Raw genomic sequence first — 20689 nt, forward strand, 5'->3', positions numbered from 1 at the left:
GTGGTGTCAGACCTCGGGGCGCAGCATCGGCGGGTTGAGGAGCGTGGCACCACCCGCACGGAACAGCTGAGCCGGGCGACCTCCCTGGCGCGTGGTCGTCCCCCCGGTGGGCACCAGGAAGCCGGGGGTGCCGGTCACCTTGCGATGGAAGTTGCGCGGGTCGAGAGCCACCCCCCACACGGCCTCGTAGACACGACGCAGCTCGCCGACGGTGAACTCGGGCGGGCAGAAAGCGGTGGCCAGCGAGGAGTACTCGATCTTGGAGCGGGCCCGCTCGACGCCGTCCGACAGGATCTGCGCATGATCGAAGGCGAGTGGCGCCACCGGCTCGCCGTCACGGGCGTAACCGCCCTGCTGCAGCAACTCCTCCACGGGCGCCCAGCGCGCGATGTTGGCGTCACCACCTGCCCTGGGTGCGGGCAGATCGGGAGCGAGTGCGAGGTGGGCGACGCTGACGACCCTCATCCTCGGGTCACGCTTGGGGTCGCCGTACGTCGCGAGCTGCTCCAGGTGCGCGCCGTTGTCCTGGGCCGGGGCGGCCGGGTCGTGCGCACGCAGCCCGGTCTCCTCGGCCAGCTCGCGCGCGGCGGCCTGGGCCAGGTCCTCGTCGGGCCGCACGAACCCGCCGGGAAGCGCCCACCGCCCTTGGAACGGCTGCTCGCCCCGCCGCACCGCCAGCGCACACAGGTCATGGCGGCGCACGGTCAGCACGACCAGGTCCACGGTGACGGCGAAGGGCGGAAACGCTGACGGGTCGTAGGGCATATCGTGATCCTAGTCGTCTCCCTGACGATAAACACGCCCTTCGCCGCCACCTCCACAGCTGATCCACTTCTGTCCGGTGCGGCCCCTGCGAGCCACCGCCGTCAGGCTGTCCGCTCACACGTCGTCCGAGGTCACACCCCCAGCTGCAGCCCATCGGCCGCCTCCTCGACCATGGCGAGGCCGAGCCTGGTGACGCGCACGGAGAACGGCGCACCCGCGACCCGCAGCCCTGTCAGGCTGATCTCGCCCAGGGGCGCACCGCGCATCGGTCGCAGCGTGACCGACCCGGCGGGCGCGTCGGGGCGGATCCCGGCGAGGGCGGTGAGGAGCAGCACGCCGGAGGCCGCGGCCGTCGCGGCCGGTCTGCAGGCCGAGGGGTGGGGCAGGGGTGCGCTCCCGGCCGTACGCTGCTGCCCCGCGTACATCTCAGGCAGCCGCCCGCCGAACTCCTGAGCCGCCGCCAGCACACCCCGCAGCAGCGAGCCCGCCTCCTTCTCATGTCCCGCGGCAGCCAGTCCCGCGACCGCGATCGCCGTGTCCTGGATCCGTACGGCTCCGCCCCGATGACCAAAGGGGTTGTACGCCGGCTCTTTCGCGCCCAGGCTCCGCAGCCCCCACCCCGAGTCCATGGCCGGTCCGCCCAGCAGCCGCGCGAGCTGCTCGGTCTGCACCTTGTCGAGCAGGCCCGGGGCCGTCGCTCCCGAGCCGAGGAGACCGGTGTCGAGGAGGTGGACGGCTCCGGAGCCGAGGTGGGGCAGAGCTCGTCCGTCCCTGGTGCGGGCGGCCGCCGGTCTGCCACCGTCCCGATCTTCGATCCAGTAGTCCTCCCGGAACGTGGCCCTCAGCTCCTGGGCCCAGTCCCTCAGTGCTGCACCGCCGGGTCTGCCGTACGAGTCCAGGAGGTCGGCCCCCAGGACCGCGGTCCGATGAGCGTGCGCCTGTGTCTCACAGAGCAGCAGCCCGCCGTGGTGCGGGTCGGGCACGTAGGGGCCGTCCCCGACAGTGGTGCTCAGCCAGCGCAGACAGCGTTCGGCGGCGGGAAGCAGCTTCTCCGTCTCGTGTTCCGGGAGCCCCCAGCGTCGTGCCTCCGCGAGGAGAGCCGGGAACAGCAGGGTGGCCTCGACGCCGGTACAGCCCGGCGGCAGGTGTGGACCGGCGTCCCGTCGCGGTCCGGGGATCATGCCGGACCGCGCTCCCGTGCCCGGGAGTTGGGTGCGGGCCAGGGTGCGGAGGGTACCTGCGGCAAGACGGGTGCCCAGGGGCAGCGTCATCCGGGCTGCGACGAGGGCGTCGGCCGGAGCCATGCCGCAGCGCCAGGGCACTCCTGCCGCGAGGTGCGTGTCGGCAGGGTTCACCGGGTCGCGCAGCAGCAGGGCCTGGAGGTCCTCGATGCACGTGTGCAGGAGTGACTGGACCCCGGGGTCGTCGCCTGCGGCCGTGGCCCGGGCGATGGGGCTCTGCGCGCCGCGCCCCACCGCTCTGACGGGTCCGGCACCGTCCGGTCGTACGCGCAGTTCCACACTGCGGGTACCGCCGGGCGGGAGCTCCATGTGCCAGCGCAGCAGTCCCGCCGAGGCCAGCGCGTCCGTGGGCGGAGGTTGCGCGGTGACGGCCGAGTGCCCGCCGGCGCGGGACCAGCGCAGGCCGGAGTCATGGACGCTGGCGGGCAGTTCGGGTCCCGCCCTGCCGGAGGCCACCGCGCCCAGTTCCGCGAGGTCGGTACCGAGGGCCACCTCCACAAGGAGACGCAGCGGGCGGGGAACCGCGTTGAACAGGGTGATCCGCTCCGTGCCGTCCGCGTGCCGGGTGCGTTCCACCACGACCTCCGGGTCCGGTCCGGCGTCCGCTGACACGCGCAGCGTCGCCATGAACCGGGCACGGTCGGCCCCGACCATCCGCGCCTGCACGGCGAGCGGCTCCTGCCCGGCCACCCGCACCTGGCACCGGGAGAGCGTGCGCCGACCGGACCGGTAGAAGCCCTCCAGCCCTTGGCCGGTCAGCTGCCCCTGCTCCGTGGAGATCGCCAGGCCCGGCAGAGCGACGCAGATCAGCGTGGCATGGGCGGGCGGCAGGCCCATGGGGGTGGAGGACGGGGTGAGCAGGGGCATGCGGCGGCTTCCTCTGCGCTCGGTGCACCTGCGGTGTTCTCGCCGCCAGGCGGCGCGGGCTCCGGAGGGGCGGGGACGGTACGGCGGCGCGGCCCAGCCTGGGGTTCCGCCACTCAGGTGAACGGAGCGGGCCTCCGCCGGGTCACGGCCCAGGTCTGCGAAGGCGACCGAATTGCGGAATGGGGAAGTGGGCAGGGGCTGCCGTCCGTGCCGGTGTCCGCCGTCCAGGGGCCAGCAGATGGCGCGATCTTGACATGTGCACGACACCCATCTCACGTCGATGCCTCTGCCGCCTTGCCGCAGCCACCAGTACCCCGGCGGGCTCGTGTGCGACCGCGAGGGTTGTCCGTCGCTCGGCCCGGGCCGTCGCCGACGGGTGGGGTGCCGTCGGCCGACCGCGGTCGGCGCTCACCCAGGGCCCAGGAAGGTCGCCGGGTGGCGCGAACACCGGAGCCGTCCTCGGATCGTGCCCGGCGTCGGCGCCGCGGGCTGGTCCCGGACGGCCCCGGGGTGCACGCGATGTGGCGAGCCGGTTCCTGTGCGCCGTTCTCGCTCTTCCGCCCGGTGAAGCCGTCTGCGGGGGCCTCCAGAGCCTCGGCCTCGGTGCGGTTCTTGCGTTCCGCGCGGAGGCAGCGGCGGATGGACTCCGGGTCGAGGCCTTCGTTGCAGGCCTGGTGGAGGAGGCGGGCGAAAAGGTAGTCGCGGTCGGCGGCGAGGGCCATGGCCAGAGCTTCCCTCGCCTCCAGTTCGTCACCGGAGGACCAGGCGACCCAGCCGGCGAGTGTGAGAGGAGCCGCGGCGTGCTCGCCGTAGGCACCGACGCAGCGGCGGGAGAGAGCTCGCCAGAGACGCAGGGCCGGCCCTGCCTCGTCGTCCTCCATCCACTCGGCCACGCGGTCACGGGTCGAGCGGTCCTGGAGGCCGACAATGAGCGTCGCCACCTCGTCGTGCCCGAGGAGCTCGTCGTCCCGGAGGTCCGCCTGGAGCGTGCCGGACACATGCGGAGCGGCCGCCAGACGGCCCATCAGGCGGTGTGCCAGCTCAACGGTCTCCTCGGCCATCGCGGAGCGATCCTCCTCATCCAGGATGCGGGGGACGACCGTCCTGTTCGCGGCGTCGAGTGCCGCCTCCTGCTGCAGGGCGGCCGCCGTCACCCAGGGGATGAGCCTGGCCCTCAGCTCCCGCAAGGTGCCCCGCACTTGAAGGCCCGCGTACGTCGCCGCGGCGGCCAGGACCGAGGTACCGGGCAGCCCCATCGCCTCGCCCTCGGAGGAACAGCAGCCGTTGCCGGGGCAGCAGTACGACCAGAAACGGCCGTCGGAGATGCACAGAGCCTCGACAACGGGCACATCGAGCCGGCCGCAGGCCCTGCGCAACAGTTGTGACAGCGGTCGCAGCCGCTCCATCACCTCCCGCGCCGACTCCCCGCCCGACGGGTCCTGACAGAGGAACGCGACCATGCTCTCCGGCCTGGCACCTCGGCGTTCGCTGCCGGTCACGAGCCCGTGCGCCAACTGCTCGGCCACGGCCAGCCAGTCGTCGGCCTGCGCCGGGATGCCGAGGCGCGCCCGTCCGCCGAACCGCCCCCGGCCGTCCCGGTCGTGCAGGGCGACGAGCACGATGCTGTCCTCGGGCCGGTAGCCGAGCAGGTAGGGCAGGGCATCGGCCAGCTCCGCCGGTGTGCGCAGCGTGACCTGGTGTTCCCCGCACGGACCGGTCGCTGACCGGTGCCCCGCGTACACCCTGGCTTCGTCATGTCCGGGCACGGTGGATGCGTCCTCGTGCCTCGCGTGCACGGAAGGTTGCTCGTGGCTCGTGGCCGTCGCGTCCTCCCTGCCCGCCGGGCTCCCCCGCTCCTCCGACCCGTGCTCAGGCCCCATGCGCGGGGCCAGGTCACGGCCGTCGCCTCCGCCGCTCCCCCGCTGTCCGCCGATGTCGCTGTTGATGTCGCTGTAGTTGTCGCCTTTGGTGTCGCCGTTGATGTCGCCGTTGATGTCGCCGTTGTCCGAGGTTCCGACTGCTTCGCTGTGGTTCGTCATGCCGTGACCATCTCGCGGATTCCAGGGTTCCGCTTTGCCCTGTGGATAAGTCCAACCATGGCCACGTCAGGGGTTGTCCACAGTCCGGCCCCCTCGTTCACGCGATGTCCGTGGCACCGGGTTGCACGAAGCCTTGACGCCCTCACCGAGCACCAAGTACATGGCCGGTTCTGTGCACTTGCCACCACACACAGCGCGTCGCACAGACCGGTCATCCGGGGCGGAATGCCGTCAACTGGGTGCTGAAATCGAGGAGTTCAGCGTGAGAGGGGTTTGCCTCCATCGAGATGTGGGGGACTATTCCCGCAGCGATCACCGCGCGTAGACCCGCGCGACAACCGCTCAGTTGACGCTGTGTTCGCTCCCTGCCACCCGGTACGGAGCGTCTTCCTCCCACACCCCATCCGGAGGTTATTCCGTCATGCGCAGACGTCTGGCTCTTCCCCTCGCCTCAGCCGTGCTCGCCGTCGCCGCCTCCCTGTTGACCGCCACGTCCGCCTCCGCGGCTCCGGCCGACAAGCCGCAGGTCCTCAGCAGTTGGACCCAGGAGTCCGCGAGCAGCTACAACGCGTGGGTCTCGGCCCGGAACAACCAGGGCGCCTGGTCCGCCTACGGCTTCGACTGGTCCACGGACTACTGCTCGTCCTCGCCCGACAACCCCTTCGGCTTCCCGTTCGCAACCGCCTGCGCGCGCCATGACTTCGGCTACCGCAACTACAAGGCGGCCGGCACGTTCAGCGCCAACAAGTCCCGGCTCGACTCGGCCTTCTACGCGGACCTGAAGCGGGTCTGCGCGAACTACTCCGGCGCCACCAAGACGTCCTGCGACGCCACGGCGTGGACGTACTACCAGGCCGTCAACATCTTCGGCGTGAGCCAGAAGACGGGTGGCGCACAGCCGGTCGGCTGACCATGAAAAAAAGCGCGGGTCCCTCGTTCACACGAGGGACCCGCGCTCAGCACTACACGGCGCCAAGTTCCACCATGCCCGCGACACAAATCCGTGCCGCGGGCGCGGGTGTTCGATCCTGGGGTGTTCAGTCCTGGCTGTTCAGGTACGCCTCGACGGCGTCGGCCGCGACGGCCGGACCGTCGACGGAGCGCATGCGCTCCCGCATGGCCTGCACCCGGTCGGCCACGGACGCGTCGCCCGCCACCTGGGCCACGGCCTCACGCAGGCTCTCCACCGTCACGTCCTCCTTGGCCAGACGGCGGCCGAGGCCCAGCTCGTCCACGCGCTGGGCGTTGGCCCGCTGCTCGCTCGTCTGGGGCACGACCACCATGGGCACGCCGTTGTACAGCGACTCCATGGTGCTGTTCATGCCGCCGTGGGTGATGAACAGCCGGGCGTGGCGCAGCACGTCGAGCTGGGGGGCGTAGCGCCGTACGTCGACGTTCGCGGGCAGCGGCCCGAGGTCGGCGGGGTCGGTGTGCTCGCCGACGGTGATGAGAACGTCCCACTCGGAGTCACCGAAGGCCTCGATGGCCATCGTGAAGAACTCCGACCAGCCCCGGGCCGAGGTGCCGAGCGAGATCAGCAGCACGGGCCGGTCCTCCGAGGCCGGCTGCCAGGTGCCCTGGTAGGGGCGTTCGGCGATGCAGGGACCGGTGAAGACGAACCGCCCGTCGAAGGTCTCGCCCGCGTACTGGAATTCACGCGGGAGGAAGACGATACCGAGCTTCTCGATATTCGAAAGGAAGCCCATCGGGTCGGCCGGCAGACCGAACTGGGGCAGCACACCGGCGAGCTTCTGCACCGCTTCCATGATCTGCGGGTCGTTCAGCTCCGCCACCGGGAACTTCTCCCGGAGCGAGAAGTGCTCGTTCGCTCCGAACACCGGAAAGGTGCGGATCAACGGAATGTCGTTCTTCGCGGCGAAGAAACGCGCACCCCACGCCATGAAGTCATGGATGATCAGATCCGGCAGGTTCCCCTCGTAGAACGGTGCGACCTGTTCCACGAGGGACGTGCTCTCGTTCAGGCACCGCAGTCCCTCGCCCGCGTTCTCCGCGGCGGTCAGGGGGGCACGGTAGAAGTCGCCGAAGACCGATTCGTATTTGACGGGTTCGGCACCGGCGGCCTTCACGATGGGGGCGAAATGCTCGGTCGCGGTGCACGTGACGCGATGGCCCCGCTTCACCAGTTCCTCGACCAGGCCGATCGTGGGATTGACATGGCCTACGGCCGGAAAATTGAAGAAAGCGATATGGCGTTGCACGAGTGTCTCCTTCCATGTGCTGCCGGTTGCCCTTCGGCCGGTCGTCGCCGAGGGCCCGGGCAGCGGCCGCTCATTCGGTTCCGTTGGGTTCTCCGCGCGAGGCGGACCGGTATATCTCGTCGAGGAGTTCGGCCTGCCGCAGGGTGGCTCCGGTGTCCGGGAGAGTTCCGGTGCGCACCGCTGCGGCAAAGGCCGCGACGGTGGCCGCCACCTGGTCGTGCGGTTCGAGCCGGATCTTCTCGACCGTCCCGCCGCGGTTCAGGCCGATCACGGGGACGTGGTCGGCGGGCGGGGTGAACGCCCGGTCGACGGTGATGCTGCCCTCGCTGCCCCACAGTTCGTACGACGAGCGGTAGGCGTGCTCCATGCCGAAGGTGATCTGGGCCGTGACGGTGCCGGGTGTGCTCAGCAGTGCGGCGCCGGAGGTCTCGACCTGGCGTCCCGGACCCTGGACGAGGCGGGCACCGACAAGGTCGAGGTCATGGCCGAGGAAGTGCAGTGCGGCTCGCAGCGGGTAGACCCCGACGTCCGCCAGCGCCCCGCCGCCGAGTTCCGCGTTGTACCTGATGTCACCGTCCGGCAGCGGGGGGATGGTGAACGCCGCGTGGAACGCACGCAGTTCACCTATCGCACCCTCGGCCACCAGGCGCCGTACCTCCTCGTGCCGGTGGTGATGGACGAACATGACGTTCTCCATGAGCACCAGGCCCCGGGTGCGGGCGAGGTCGAGCAGTTCGCCGGTGCGGTGGCGGTCGGTGGTCAGGGGCTTCTCGGCGAGGACGTGCCGGCCCGCGGTCAGTGCGGCCTCGGTCCACTCGGCGTGCAGGGCCGCGGGCAGCGGCACGTACACGGCCTGGATGTCGTCCTGTTCGAGGAGCTCGGCGTATCCGTGGACGGGACGGCAACCGAAGCGTTCCGCGACCTGTCGTGCCTTGGCCTCGTCACGGCTGGCCACGGCCGCTATCTCGATGTCGGGGCAGGCCTCGAAGGCGGGAAGCATACGGCGCACCGCGATGCCCGCGCATCCCATCACGCCCACCCGCAGGGGTCCGGTCACGGGGTCCGCACCGCCGTCGCGTTGAGGCAGGCGAGCATGGTGCGAGCCTGGACGTTGAGGTAGTGGCCGTGCCGGACCAGGGAGGTCAGCTGCCCGGGGGTGACCCAGGCGTAGCCGGGCGGCGGGTCCAGCGGGGCGTCGGCCTCGTCCGCCTCGACGACGAGGAAGCGGCTCTCCGCGTTGAGGAAGCGGCCACCCTCCTCGGAGTGCACGACCTCGTAGCGGATGCGGTCCGGGCCGGCGCGCAGCACCGTGTCGAGGAACCTGGGGCGTTCCGCCTCGGGCAGGTGGGCGTAGTTGTCCGGAGTGCACTGCACGGTCGGTCCCAGTTCGACGGTGTCGAGGAAGCCGCCCTCGACCCGGGCGTTCACCAGCACATGCGGGACGCCGCCGAACTCGCGGGTGAGGAAGGCGGTGACCCCCAGGCCGACCGGCTCGAACAGGGGCTGGGTCCAGCCCGTCACCTCACGGTTTCCCGCCTGCACGGACACGGCCACGACGTTGAAGTAGCGGCCTTCCTCGTGCTCGATGGTGCTGTCGCCGCGCTTCCAGCCGGGGATGGACTCCAGCGGGACGCGCTCGGCCCGCACACTGTGCCGGGTGCGCTCGCCGGTGATCCACGAGTGCAGTTCGACGTCGGAGAGCAGCGCGCCGTCCGAGGCGTCCGCGAAGGGCAGGCAGGACAGCACCGTACGGGAGTCCATGTTGACCACGTTGTCCCGGCGCAGCAGTTCGTGGATCTGGCCGAGGGTGAGCCAGCAGAAGTCGTCCAGCAACGGCACGTCGCCGACGGCCTCCACGACCATGTTGCGGTTGGACTTGCGGTAGAACCACGAGCCGTGCTCGGACTGGAGCACGTCCGCGATGACCCGGCCGCGGTTCGGCCCGACGAAGTACTCGATGTACTTGACGTCCGCGCCCTTGTGGGCCTTGGTGTAGTTGCTGCGGGTCGCCTGGACCGTGGGCGAGAGCTGGAGCAGGTTCGGGTTGCCGGGCTCCATCTTCGCCTGCATCAGGAAGTGCAGCACCCCGTCGAACTCCTTGACGAGGATGCCGAGGATCCCCACCTCGGGCTGCTTGATGATGGGCTGGTACCACTCGGCGTACGGACCGTCGCCGTACGGTTCGCCGTCCTCGGTGACGTGCAGTCCCTCGACGGTGAAGAACCGGCCGCTGCGGTGCACCAGGTTCCCGGTGGACTCCTGGAACGACCAGCCGTCCAGCTCGGCGAACGGTATCCGCTCCACCCGGAAGGTATTGGCCCTGCCCCGTTCGGCCAGCCAGTCGCCGAAGTCCTCGGTGCTCAGGTGCGCACCTTCGGCGGTGGCGGCCGACCGAGCGATGCGGGCGGGCAGGCTCGTGTTCTCACGCGTCTGGATGATGTGGGACGGCATCGGAGGGACTCCCCGCCTTTCTCGTGATGCGTTCGCGACCGTGTCAGGCATGTTCGGCCGCGAGGAAGTCGTTGAGGACCAGGCGGTAGTAGTCGGGGCCGAAGCCCATGTCCGCCACTTCAGGGACCAGGGCGCGCAGCTTCTCCGTGGAGATGTCGTACTGGACGCCGGTGTCCACGTACTCCTTGCGCGGCTGAAGTCCCAGCTCGCCGGCGAGATGGTCGGCGATGGCCTCCACCGGGACGGCGTATCCGGAGGCCACGTTGACCGTGTCGGCCCGCAGACCCGCGGCGACCAGCCGGTCGATGATCGTCACCGCGTCGCTGACCCGGATCAGGTCACGGGAGGCGCCCCGGTGCATGGTCACCGACCCTTCGCGTACCTGCCGCAGCAGCGTCGGGATCAGCTGGTGGTACCGCCCGTGCGGTCCGACCAGATGCGCCAGCCGGAGGATGACGTGGTCGACCCCGGTCTCGCGCAGCTGCTCCTCCAGGGCGAGCTTGTGTGCGCCGTAGGGGGTGTAGGGGGTCACCGGGGTGTCCTCCCTGCCGGGCCCCTCGGCGAATCCGTACATTCCGGTCGCGGCTGTAGAGAAGAACAGCAGTCTCTGTCCGGTGGCCGCGCACTGCTTGGCGACATCGCGCAGCAGTGCGACCTCCCGCGCGAAGTCCGCGTCGGAGGCGCCGCTCGTCCTGGACTCCCCCGCCGCGAGGGCAACGGTGTCCGGATGCCGGCCGGCCAGCGGACGCAGACTCCGCGCCAGGAATCCGGTTCCCACTATCTCCATCGTCGTCGTCCTGATCTCTGAGTGGGAGGCGGTCCGTCGGGCTCAGCCACGCTGGGCCACGAACTCCTTGATCGTGGCGGTCATGTAGTCGAGCATTTCGTCGGTGAGCCCCGGGTAGATGCCGATCCAGAAGGTGTGCTCGGTGATGACGTCGCTGTTGGTGAGCTCGCCGACGATGCGGTGGGGCTGGCCGATGTAGGCCGGCTGGCGGGTGAGGTTGCCGGCGAACAGCCGCCGGGTGCCGATCTTCCGCTCCTCCAGGTGGGCGACCAGTTCGGCGCGGGTGAAGCGGGCCTCGGGGTCGACGGTGATGACGAAACCGAACCAGCTCGGCTCGGACCGGGGCGTCGGCTCGGGGAGCATCAGGCCCGGCACTCCGTCCAGTCCCTCACGCAGCCGGCGCCAGTTGCGGCGCCGCGCCTCGATGAAGCCGTCGAGCTTGTCGAGCTGCGTCAGGCCCAGCGCGGCCTGGATGTCGGTGCCCTTCAGGTTGTAACCGACGTGGGAGAAGATGTACTTGTGGTCGTACCCGGCGGGCAGGTTGCCCATCTGGTACTCGAACCGCTTGAAGCAGGTGTTGTTCTTGCCGGGTTCGCACCAGCAGTCCCGCCCCCAGTCGCGCAGCGATTCCACGATGCGGGCCAGACCCAGGTTCGAGGTGAGGACGCAGCCGCCCTCGCCCATGGTGAGGTGGTGCGCCGGGTAGAAGCTGACCGTGGTCAGGTCGCCGAAGGTGCCGGTGATCTGGCCGTCGTAGGTGGAGCCGACCGCGTCGCAGTTGTCCTCGATGAGGAACAGGCCGTGGTCCTTGGCGAGCTGTGCCACCTCGGCGACCTCGAAGGGGTTGCCGAGCGCGTGCGCGATGATGATCGCCCGGGTCTTGGGGCCGATGGCGCGCGCCACCCGGTCGGCCGTGGTGTTGTACGTGGCCAGGTCCACGTCCACGAAGACCGGGATGAGCCCGTTCTGCAGAATCGGGTTCACGGTGGTGGGGAATCCGGCGGCGACGGTGATCACCTCGTCGCCCGGCTTCAGCGCCCGGTCACCGAGCTGGTGCGAGGTGAGCGACGAGACGGCGAGCAGGTTCGCCGACGAACCGGAGTTGGTCAGATGGGCCTTGCGCCGCTTCAGGCGCTTGGCGAAGGCGGACTCGAACTTCTTGGAGCTGGGCCCGGCGGCGATGCGCATGGTCAGCGCGGCCTCGACGATGGCGACCCGGTCCTCCTCGTCCAGGACCGCGCCGGACGGCCAGATCTCGGTCACACCGGGCACGAACTCCCGGTTGGGCGCCGTCTCCCGGTGGTACTGGCGGACCTGGTCCAGCACCAGTTCCTTGCTGTCGGGGTTGTCGCTCATCGTCATTTCCTTCCGTTGACTGGCGCCGGCACCGCGGCCGCCAGCAGGTCGCGCAGCGAGGCGTCGAGGGTGCGCCGCGGCTGCCATCCCAGGAGCCGCAGCGCCCGTGAGACGTCCAGTTGCTGCCACTGCGCATCCGTGCGTGTGGGCTGGTCGGGAACGGTCTCGACGACCGGGAGATCCACACCGCTGAGTTCGACCATGCGGTGGATCAGTGCGTCCATCGGAACCGCCTCGCCGCGGCCGATGTTGACCACCTGGCCGCTGACGTCCGCCGCAGGGGCGGTGGCGGCGGCCCGTACGGCGTCCACGGCGTCGTGCAGGTCCACGACGTCGCGGTGGGCGCGCAGCGGCGGGAGCCTGAGCTCGTCCGGCTTCTCGCCCAGGGACTCGGCGCGGGCGGCCGCGCCGAGGTGCGCGGCCACCATGCCGAAGAGGCTGCCGGTCGGCGCCCCGGCGCCGATCACGTTGGCGAGACGCAGGACCACGCCGTCCAGGCCGTGGTCCGCCGAGGCCCGCAGGACGGCCTGCGTGCCGAGGAGTTTGGTGCGCCCGTACGGTGTGACGGGAGCGGGCTCCTGCTCCTCGGGGGTGCCGGCGCCCTGTGTACCCGCGCCGTACTCGTGGACGGTGCCGAGCTGGATCAGCCGCGGCGGGCGGGGCAGGCCGACGAGGGACTCCGTCACCCTCAGGACCAGGTCCGCGTTGCCCGCGGTCATCTCGGCCTCGTCGGCCCGCCAGGCCCGGCCGGCGGCGTTGACCACCACGTCGGGCCCCAGCGAAGCGAAGAACGCCGTGAGTTCCGCCGGGCCGGCCGTCAGCAGGTCCATGCGGACGGGACGCGGGTCCTCCGGGCCGTCCTCCGCCGGGTTCCGGGACACCAGGTGCACCTGGGCGCCGTCGGCGAGGAACGCCTTGCCGATGTGGCGGCCCAGGTAACCCGTGCCTCCGAGCACCACGACACGGAGCCCGGCCGCGGCGACGTGGTCAGTCGTTCGCACGCTCGACCCCGTGCTTGACGGTCTTCCACCAGTCGGGGTTGTCGCGGTACCAGGCCACCGTGGCGGCCAGGCCCTCCTCGAATCCGGTCAGCGGCGCGTAGCCGAGCTCCTTGCTGATCTTGGACTCGTCGATGGAGTACCGCAGGTCGTGCGCCTTGCGGTCGGCGACGTGGCGGATCATCTCCGGTCCCGAGCCGGTCAGTTCGAGCAGACGCTCGGTGATGGCGCGGTTGGTCCGCTCGTTGCCGCCGCCGATGTTGTAGATCTCACCGGCCCGGCCGCCGTCGAGGACGAGGTGGATGCCGCGGCAGTGGTCGTCCACGTGCAGCCATTCGCGGATGTTGCCGCCGTCGCCGTACAGCGGCACCTGCCGGCCTTCCAGCAGGTTGGTGACGAACAGCGGGATGAGCTTCTCGGGGTGCTGGTACGGCCCGTAGTTGTTGGAGCAGCGCGTGATGGAGAGGTCCACTCCGTGGGTGCGCCAGTAGGTGCGGGCGACCAGGTCGGAACAGGCCTTGGAGGCCGCGTACGGGGTGTTGGGCAGCAGCGGCCAGTCCTCGGTCCAGGAGCCCTCGTCGATCGAGCCGTACACCTCGTCGGTGGAGACGTGCACGACCCGCTCGACCCCGGTGTCCAGCACGGCGTCGAGGAGCGTCTGGGTGCCCAGGACGTTGGTGCGGAAGAACTCCCCCGCGCCCTCCAGCGAGCGGTCCACGTGGGACTCGGCGGCGAAGTGCACCACGGCGTCGTGTCCGGGCAGCAGTTCGCGCAGCAGGGCCCCGTCGCAGATGTCGCCCTGGACGAACTCCAGGCGCGGGTGCGCGGCCGGCAGGTTGTCGCGGTTACCCGCGTAGGTCAGCTTGTCCAGGGCGGTGACCTGGGCGCCCTTCCACCCCGCGTAGGTGTCCGCGAGGAGGTTACGGACGAAGTTGGAGCCGATGAAACCGGCGGCGCCGGTGATGAGGATTCTCATGCCGCGACTTCCACTCGGGTGTGGTCTCCGACGACCAGGCGGTAATGGTCCGTGCTCTGCCCACTGGTACCGACGGAGGCGGAGCGACCGATGACAGAACTGCGCAGACCCTGAACCCCCGTGACCGAGGCGCCGTCCAGGGCGATGGAGTACTCCAGCCGGCTTCCGGTGACCGCGCAGCCACGCCCGATGGACGTGTGCGCGCCGATGTGGCTGTCCTCCACGACGGTGCCGGCGCCGATGATCGCCGGCCCTTCGATGCGGGAGCGCACGATGCGCGCCCCTTCTTCCACGATGACTGGTCCCACCAGCTCGCTGGCGTCGTCGACCTCACCGTCGACCGCGGGCTTGAGGCTCTCCAGGATGTGCCGGTTGCACTCCAGGACGTCCTCGACGTTCCCGGTGTCCTTCCAGTAGCCCTCGTACTGGCCGGCCCGTACGTCCGCGCCCGACGACACCAGCCACTGGATCGCGTCGGTGATCTCCAGTTCGCCGCGGGCGCTGGGCTCGATGGCCTGGACCGCCTCGTGGATGGCGGCCGTGAAGAAGTACACGCCCATCAGGGCCAGGTCGCTGCGCGGCTGCTGGGGCTTCTCCACCAGGCGCAGCACCTCGCCGCCGGGGCCCAGTTCGGCCACGCCGAAGGCGCGCGGGTCCGGGACCTTGTACACCACGACATGGGCGGCCGGGCGGTGCGCGGCGAACTCCTCGGCGATACCGGCGATCCCGTCGGGGAGCATGTTGTCGCCGAGGTACATCACGAAGTCGTCGTCGCCGAGGAAGTCCCGGGCGATGGCGACGGTGTGGGCGAGGCCGAGCGGGGCCTCCTGCGGGATGTAGGTCAGCTGTGCGCCGAACTGTGATCCGTCCCCGATCGCCTGGCGGATCTCGGGGCCGCGGTCGCCGACGATGACACCGATCTCGGTCACGCCGAGGTCCAGGATGTTCCTCAGGACGTATTCCAGGACCGGAGTGTTCGCGATGGGGATGAGCTGTTTGGGCATGGAATAGCTGAAGGGTCGTAGGCGGGTGCCCGACCCGCCCGCCAACACCAGAGCCTTCATGGCAGGTCCTCTCGATTTCTCATGGGTTGTTGCCTCTTCGGTCTGGTGCGCGGTTCGCAGCCGCTCGGCCGTGCACGCGTTCCCGGTGCGCCGACGGCCGGCAGGGCGGGGTGACGCAGTGTCAGGCGGCGTCGAAGTCGGACAGCATGCCTGCTGCCAGGGCCTCGGCCAGCGTGGGTGCCTTCGCGTCCTTGTCCGAGATCAGCGGTGTGCCGACGCAGTCCCAGGGGAGGTCCAGGTCGGGGTCGAGCGGGTTGATGTCGATCTGTGTTCCGGGGACATAAGTGCTGGAGACGACGTAGCAGATGCAGGCGTCGTCGGTGAGCGCCAGGAAGCCGTGCCCGACGCCCTCCGGGACGAACACGGACCGGCCCGAGGCGGCGTCCAGTTCGTTCACCTGGTGTCTGCCGAAGGTGGGCGAACCGATCCGCAGGTCGACGACGATGTCGCGCAGCACGCCCCGTACGCAGGTGACGAACTTGGCCTGTCCCGGGGGGATGCTGACGCTGTGGATGCCGCGCAGGGTGTGGCGCCTGGACACCGAGTAGTTGATCTGACGGGGCTGGAAGTCGATCCCCGCGGACCGCTCCAGTTCGTCGGACCGCATCGACTCGTAGAACACGCCCCGGTCGTCGGAGAGGTGGTCCGGCTCGATCAGGTACGTGCCGGGGATGGTGGTCTCTTCGATGCGCACGGCTCGCTCGCCCTTTCGTCCTGAACTCGACTCGTGCTGTACGGGCTGGGGCCCTGCGGGTCCGGGCGCCCCGCCCCCGGGGCCGGTGGCGCGGCGCGGGTGCGGGGGAGCCGTGCGGTGGCGGAGCTGTCCGCTCAGCCGCGGTGTTCGGCGGTCAGCCGCGGTGCTCGGCGGTCAGCCGCTCCAGGACCGGGATCACGTCCTTCGGCGCCGGGGCGGCCAGCATGTCCTCGTACAGACCGCGGGCTCCGAGCTGGAAGGAGGGTTCCTCCACCAGCCGGACGAGGTCCTTCTGCAGGCTGTCGACGTCGATCGCCGCCGGGTCGGCGACCAGTCCCGCGCCGCGGCGGGCGACGTAGCGTGCCGTGACCATCTCGTCCCACATCGGGAGCGGCACGACGAGCTGCGGCACCTTGCAGGCGACGGCTGCGGCGAACGTCCCGCCGCCACCGTGGTGGATGATCGCCGAGCTGGTGGGCAGCACCTGGTTGAGCGGTACGTACTCGATGGCGCGGACGTTCTCCGGGAGCGTGCCCACGGCGGCGAGCTGCTCGCTGTTGAGCGTCGCGACCAGTTCCAGGTCCAGGCCGGACACGGAGTCGAAGAACTCCCGCATCGGGAAGCCGCTGTGCTGACCGGCGAGCAGTCGCCGGCTCACCCCGAGGGTGAGCACCGCGCGGGGCCGCTCGGGCCGGGAGTACAGCCACTGCGGAAGCGTGGTGGCCCCGTTGTACGGGACCCGGCGGACCGGGATGTACGTCAGGTCGAGCGGGTTGCGCATCCGGGACTGGGTGAGGTCCAGGGTCCACTGGCCGACCAGCGTCTCCTCGGTGAAGTCGAGGCCGTACCGCTCCAGCACCGGGCCCAGCCACGCCATCCACGGGTCCTCGGTGAGGTCCGAGGACGGATCGGCCAGCTCCTGTCGCGTCTTGGCGCGGATCAGGCCGATGTTGTCCATGCCGAACAGAAGCCGTGCGTGGGCGGCGCCGCAGGCACGTGCGGCCACCGCGCCGGTCGGCGCCAGCGGGTCCCACAGCACCAGGTCCGGGCGCCACTCGCGGGCGAACTCGACCAGGTTGTCCAGGATCGGTCGTCGCCCGCCCTCCGCCGGGGCCGGCGGGTAGTAGGCGTTGAACATGCCCCCGAGGACGGCCCTGGCCGTGCGCCAGGCGTTCTCGTCATCGGGGTCGAGCGCCAGAGTGGGCCGGTTGGCGCCGGCGCCGGCGATGAGGGGGGCCAGCGAGGCGGTGAGCTCCTCCTTGCCGCCCAGCGACACCGCGGTGAGGCCGGCCGAGGTGATGTTCGTGATCACCTTCGGGTCGACCACGCCTTCGGGGCTCGCCACCACGACCTCATGGCCGGCAGCCTGCAGCGCCCATGCCAGCGGGATGGCGGGATACAGATGTGCCGATGTCGGAAAGACGGTGAATAGAACGCGCATCGCTGACCTCTCGGAGACTGCCGGCCCGACGCCGACGGCGTGCTGTTCGATGGAATCGTGCGAGGGGGGTCTAAAGAGCCGCTTGTGCAAGGCGGTCGGGCCATGGCCCCGTCGGAGGTCCGGGTGCCGGACAGGTTTTCTCGGCTTCTGGCCTTCTGGCCTCCTGGCCTCTCTGCCTTCTCGCGGGCGCTGTGCCGGCGCGGCGTGGGCGGGGTGACCGGCTCCTGGGTGCCCCCGGGCTCAACGGCCGGGGCGGACGTGGCCCCGGCATCCCGCGGAAGCATGTGTGGAATCACCCGCGGAACCATGTGCGGAGTGCAAGGGGCCTGCGCCGCACGGACGGGTGGCTGTGCCGGGATACGGCGAAATGCGACGGGATACGGCGGGCGGCCGACCGGTCATGGAGGTGCGGCTGTCGTTCCTTCAAGGGAGCCGGGCCATGGCACCGGTCTCCGCGCCGCCTCGTACGCCGTCCACGGCCAAACCGCGCACGGGGGCCGGGCCGCCTACGGCCGGCGCGAGTACGAGGCGGCCTCGCGGACGTTGCGCCGCGCGCTCGCACTGTGTACGGGACCCGCGCTCTCGGTCAACGGCGACGGCTACGCCCAAAAGTACGAAGGCGTAGCCGTGGTGAACAGGCTGCCGCTGGGCAGCCGCATGTGGGCGAGGGAGCGCTTGGCCCGCAACTCCTCATGAACGAGGGGCGCTTTGCGGGAACCAAGCGTCCACGCGGGGTACCTGCGGGGGCACCCCAGGGGATGTCAGCGCTGCCAGCCGTCGGCAGTGCGCAGGCCGAAACCGAGGGCCCGGTCGACGGTGATGTGCAGCAGCCAGGTCAGACCGAAGTTGAACAGGGGAACCGCGACGGACGGAGACTCGGGGATCAGGCAGGTCAGCATGACGACGATGGCGGTGACAGGCCGGTGCACCAGGTTGTAGACGGGAACGGCCCTGCGGGGCAGTCGGCCGTGCTGGTGCGGGCCGGAGAGACCGAGGAGGAACGACAGGTCCGGTACGACGGCACCGGCGAGTGCCGCGACGACCACCCAACCGCCGTACTTCGTCGCCTCGAAGACCGCAAAGACCAGCAGCACGGCGGACAACAGCCCCCAGGCGACACGGACCTGCGGTGAGGCCGAGCTCCTGGTTGCGCCTTCCGCGGCGTCGTGTGACACGGGACATGTTCCTTTCAGGTTGGATCAGTACAAACTCGGGGCGGCGCCGGAGGGCCGCTCGGCGATGGTCGTGGGAGGGCCGGAAGGCCACCTCGTTCCCCGGTCGACGGGGTCGGCGGACCTGCGTCCGACGCCAGGGATGCTGTCATGGCCCCGGCATGACAAGTGAAGCGCCGGTACGTGAAAATTCTCACGACCGGCCGCCGCCGTCGTCGCGGTGCGGGCGTGTTGCACCGCGACGCGCTCCGTGGCGTACAGGCGTGTCAGGGAGGCGAGTTCACGCAGGGACGCGCCCCTGTCCGCCCTGACGACGAAGTGCCCGCCGGGCATCGTGCGCAGTGCGCGGCCGCGCCCCACGTGGCGCTCCCCGGCATGTACCTCGGATACCTCGGACTCCGGGTTCGTCGCACCGTTCCTCGCGGCCGGGCGGCGCCGAAACGCCGAGGCTCCGCCGCCCGCGTACGGAATGCGGACCAGCCGTGTCGCAGGGTCTGGCTCGTCGTCCGGACCCTTCCGGGACAGGTCGCGCGTCATGGTGCTCCGTCTCGGTTCCGTCCAGGGGTGAGCGGGCCGGCCGGGTCCGCGGTGGATGAAGTGGTCCCGGCCACGCGGCCTTCACGGTGCCCGGGATCGCTAAAAGGCCGCCAAACTCGGCACGGTGAGGCCGAGCGGGGGTCGGCGGCCAGGATCCGCCCGGGGCGGATTGTGCATGCGCATGGAAGTCTCCATGCCCAGCTCGCGCACGGTCGACGCGCGTAGCTCTCGAAAAACTTCGAACACCTGCCACGAGCGCCCGCTGCCCTGCCCCGGAGCCGTCAGGCACGGGCTGACCTGCTCCCGAGCCGTCGGGCGCCGGCTGGCCTGTGTCCCCGGTTGTCGGTGGTGTCCTGTTGTATGGATGCATGATGCACAGCAGTAGCGCGGATCTGCGGACGGCCGCCGATGCGGTCCTGGCTCGCCTCATCGGGGACGGCTCGGGGTCGGCCAGGCTGCGAGAGGACCAGTGGCGGGCCATCGAGGCACTGGTCGCCGACAGGTGCCGGGCCCTGGTCGTCCAGCGCACGGGCTGGGGCAAGTCCGCCGTCTACTTCGTGGCCACCGCCCTGCTGCGCGAGCGGGGCGCGGGGCCGACCGTCATCGTCTCTCCTCTGCTCGCGCTGATGCGCAACCAGGTCGAGGCCGCCGCCCGGGCCGGCATCCGCGCCCGGACGATCAACTCGTCCAACCCCGAGGAGTGGGAGACCATCCAGGCCGAGGTCGCCGCGGGCACCGTGGATGTGCTCCTCGTGAGCCCGGAGCGGCTCAACAACCCGGATTTCCGCGACAACGTCCTGCCCAAGCTGGCCGCCGCCACCGGACTCCTCGTCGTGGACGAGGCCCACTGCATCTCCGACTGGGGCCATGACTTCCGCCCCGACTACCGGCGGCTGCGCACCGTGCTCACCGAGCTGCCGCCCGGTGTGCCGGTGCTCGCCACCACCGCCACCGCCAACACACGGGTCACCGCGGACGTGGCCGAGCAGCTGGGCACCGGAACCAGCTCGGACACACTGGTCCTGCGCGGTCCGCTGGACCGCGAGAGCCTGAGCCTGGGCGTGCTCCGGCTGCCCGACGCCGCCCACCGGCTGGCCTGGCTCGCCGACCACCTGGGCGACCTGCCGGGCTCCGGCATCATCTACACCCTCACTGTCGCGGCCGCCGAAGAGGTCACCGCCTTTCTGCGCCAGTGCGGGTACACCGTCGCCGCCTACACCGGAAAGACCGAGAACGCCGAACGCCAGCAGGCCGAAGAGGCGCTCCTCGCCAATAGGGTCAAGGCGCTGGTGGCCACCTCCGCGCTCGGCATGGGCTTCGACAAACCCGACCTCGGCTTCGTCGTCCACCTCGGCTCCCCCTCCTCCCCCATCGCCTACTACCAGCAGGTCGGGCGCGCCGGCCGCGGCGTCGAGCACGCCGAGGTGCTCCTGCTGCCCGGCCGCGAGGACGAGGCGATCTGGGCATACTTCGCCTCCATCGCCTTCCCGCCCGCGGAGATCGTCCACCGCACCCTCGACGCCCTCGCCCAGGTGGACCGGCCGCTGTCGCTGCCCGCACTCGAACCCCTTGTGGAGCTGAACCGCACCCGCCTGGAGACCATGCTCAAGGTTCTCGACGTCGACGGTGCCGTCCGACGAGTCAAGGGCGGCTGGATCGCCACCGGCCAACCCTGGACGTACGACACCGAGCGGTACGCCTGGGTCGCCAAACAGCGCGCGGCCGAGCAGCAGGCCATGCGCGACTACGCCACCACGGCGGCCTGCCGCATGGAGTTCCTGCGCCGCCAGCTGGACGACGAGCAGGCAGCCCCCTGCGGCCGCTGCGACAACTGCACCGGGGCCCCCTTCACGACCGAGGTCTCCCCGGCCGCCCTGGACGCCGCTCGCGGCGAACTCGGCCGCGCCGGGGTCGTGGTGGAACCCCGCAAGATGTGGCCGACCGGACTCCCGGCCATCGGCGTCGACCTCAAAGGCCGCATCCCGCCCGGCGAACAGGCCGCCCCCGGCCGCGCACTCGGACGGCTCTCCGACATCGGCTGGGGCAACCGGCTCCGCCCCCTGCTCTCCTGTCTCTTATACA

16 protein-coding genes are annotated in these 20689 nt (G+C 70.6%); 2 read left to right on the top strand and 14 right to left on the bottom strand.

All coding sequences use genetic code 11. The annotated features are described in order from the left end of the window. Positions 1-6 precede the first annotated feature (6 nt). The 3 genes from FPZ41_RS22095 to FPZ41_RS22105 all read right to left on the bottom strand — a co-directional run bounded on the left by FPZ41_RS22095 (position 7) and on the right by FPZ41_RS22105 (position 4912). A complete protein-coding gene (locus FPZ41_RS22095) occupies positions 7-765 on the bottom strand; it encodes an NUDIX hydrolase (RefSeq protein WP_152865150.1) in 759 nt (252 codons plus the stop codon). 131 nt (positions 766-896) lie between these two features. After that, positions 897-2873: a glycogen debranching N-terminal domain-containing protein gene (locus FPZ41_RS22100; RefSeq protein ID WP_194236176.1), complete on the bottom strand. Its 1977-nt coding sequence runs from the start codon at positions 2871-2873 to the stop codon at positions 897-899. Positions 2874-3145: 272 nt separating this feature from the next. Next, positions 3146-4912 (bottom strand): DUF4192 domain-containing protein, encoded by a 1767-nt coding sequence (locus FPZ41_RS22105; RefSeq protein WP_228022895.1) that lies wholly within the window; start codon positions 4910-4912, stop codon positions 3146-3148. A gap of 421 nt (positions 4913-5333) precedes the next feature. Here FPZ41_RS22105 and FPZ41_RS22110 point away from each other — a divergent pair, with 421 nt between their 5' ends. Continuing rightward, positions 5334-5822: a phospholipase gene (locus tag FPZ41_RS22110; RefSeq protein WP_152865152.1), complete on the top strand. Its 489-nt coding sequence runs from the start codon at positions 5334-5336 to the stop codon at positions 5820-5822. A 127-nt stretch (positions 5823-5949) separates the two neighbouring features. On the opposite strand, the gene FPZ41_RS22115 is transcribed toward FPZ41_RS22110, so the two are convergent. From FPZ41_RS22115 to FPZ41_RS22165, 11 genes are all read right to left on the bottom strand, one after another. Beyond that, the gene (locus FPZ41_RS22115) at positions 5950-7131 is read right to left on the bottom strand and encodes a macrolide family glycosyltransferase (protein WP_194236177.1); all 1182 of its coding nucleotides are present in this window, start codon (positions 7129-7131) and stop codon (positions 5950-5952) included. A 70-nt stretch (positions 7132-7201) separates the two neighbouring features. Further along, on the bottom strand, positions 7202-8188 hold the full coding sequence (locus tag FPZ41_RS22120) for a Gfo/Idh/MocA family protein (protein WP_322620563.1): 987 nt from the start codon (positions 8186-8188) through the stop codon (positions 7202-7204). Beyond that, the gene (locus FPZ41_RS22125) at positions 8185-9582 is read right to left on the bottom strand and encodes an NDP-hexose 2,3-dehydratase family protein (RefSeq protein WP_152865156.1); all 1398 of its coding nucleotides are present in this window, start codon (positions 9580-9582) and stop codon (positions 8185-8187) included. Before FPZ41_RS22125 ends, FPZ41_RS22120 begins: the two co-directional genes overlap by 4 nt. Before the next feature lie 43 nt (positions 9583-9625). Beyond that, on the bottom strand, positions 9626-10369 hold the full coding sequence (locus FPZ41_RS22130; protein ID WP_152865158.1) for an NAD-dependent epimerase/dehydratase family protein: 744 nt from the start codon (positions 10367-10369) through the stop codon (positions 9626-9628). Positions 10370-10411: 42 nt separating this feature from the next. Next, entirely contained in the window at positions 10412-11731 is a 1320-nt protein-coding gene (gene rfbH, locus FPZ41_RS22135) for a lipopolysaccharide biosynthesis protein RfbH (protein ID WP_398642881.1), read from the bottom strand. Then, positions 11728-12726, bottom strand: coding sequence for an NAD-dependent epimerase/dehydratase family protein (locus FPZ41_RS22140; protein WP_152865162.1), 999 nt, complete (start codon positions 12724-12726; stop codon positions 11728-11730). Before FPZ41_RS22140 ends, rfbH begins: the two co-directional genes overlap by 4 nt. Beyond that, a complete protein-coding gene (gene rfbB, locus FPZ41_RS22145) occupies positions 12713-13699 on the bottom strand; it encodes a dTDP-glucose 4,6-dehydratase (RefSeq protein WP_152865165.1) in 987 nt (328 codons plus the stop codon). The genes FPZ41_RS22140 and rfbB overlap by 14 nt, the downstream gene beginning before the upstream one ends. Then, a complete protein-coding gene (locus FPZ41_RS22150; RefSeq protein ID WP_152865167.1) occupies positions 13696-14763 on the bottom strand; it encodes a glucose-1-phosphate thymidylyltransferase in 1068 nt (355 codons plus the stop codon). The genes rfbB and FPZ41_RS22150 overlap by 4 nt, the downstream gene beginning before the upstream one ends. A gap of 121 nt (positions 14764-14884) precedes the next feature. Beyond that, positions 14885-15457 carry a dTDP-4-dehydrorhamnose 3,5-epimerase family protein gene (locus FPZ41_RS22155; protein ID WP_322620564.1) on the bottom strand — a complete coding sequence of 191 codons (573 nt, stop codon included), beginning with the start codon at positions 15455-15457 and terminating at the stop codon, positions 14885-14887. Between the two features lie 154 nt (positions 15458-15611). Beyond that, complete coding sequence (locus FPZ41_RS22160) at positions 15612-16898, bottom strand: activator-dependent family glycosyltransferase (RefSeq protein ID WP_152865186.1); 1287 nt, start codon at positions 16896-16898, stop codon at positions 15612-15614. Between the two features lie 761 nt (positions 16899-17659). Next, a complete protein-coding gene (locus FPZ41_RS22165; protein ID WP_322620565.1) occupies positions 17660-18073 on the bottom strand; it encodes a DUF4260 family protein in 414 nt (137 codons plus the stop codon). A 902-nt stretch (positions 18074-18975) separates the two neighbouring features. Here FPZ41_RS22165 and FPZ41_RS22170 point away from each other — a divergent pair. Then, a partial coding sequence (locus FPZ41_RS22170; protein WP_152865188.1) for a RecQ family ATP-dependent DNA helicase occupies positions 18976-20689 on the top strand: 1714 nt, incomplete at its 3' end.

It is taken from the genome of Streptomyces acidicola, assembly GCF_009377235.1.
Taxonomy (GTDB): domain Bacteria; phylum Actinomycetota; class Actinomycetes; order Streptomycetales; family Streptomycetaceae; genus Streptomyces; species Streptomyces acidicola.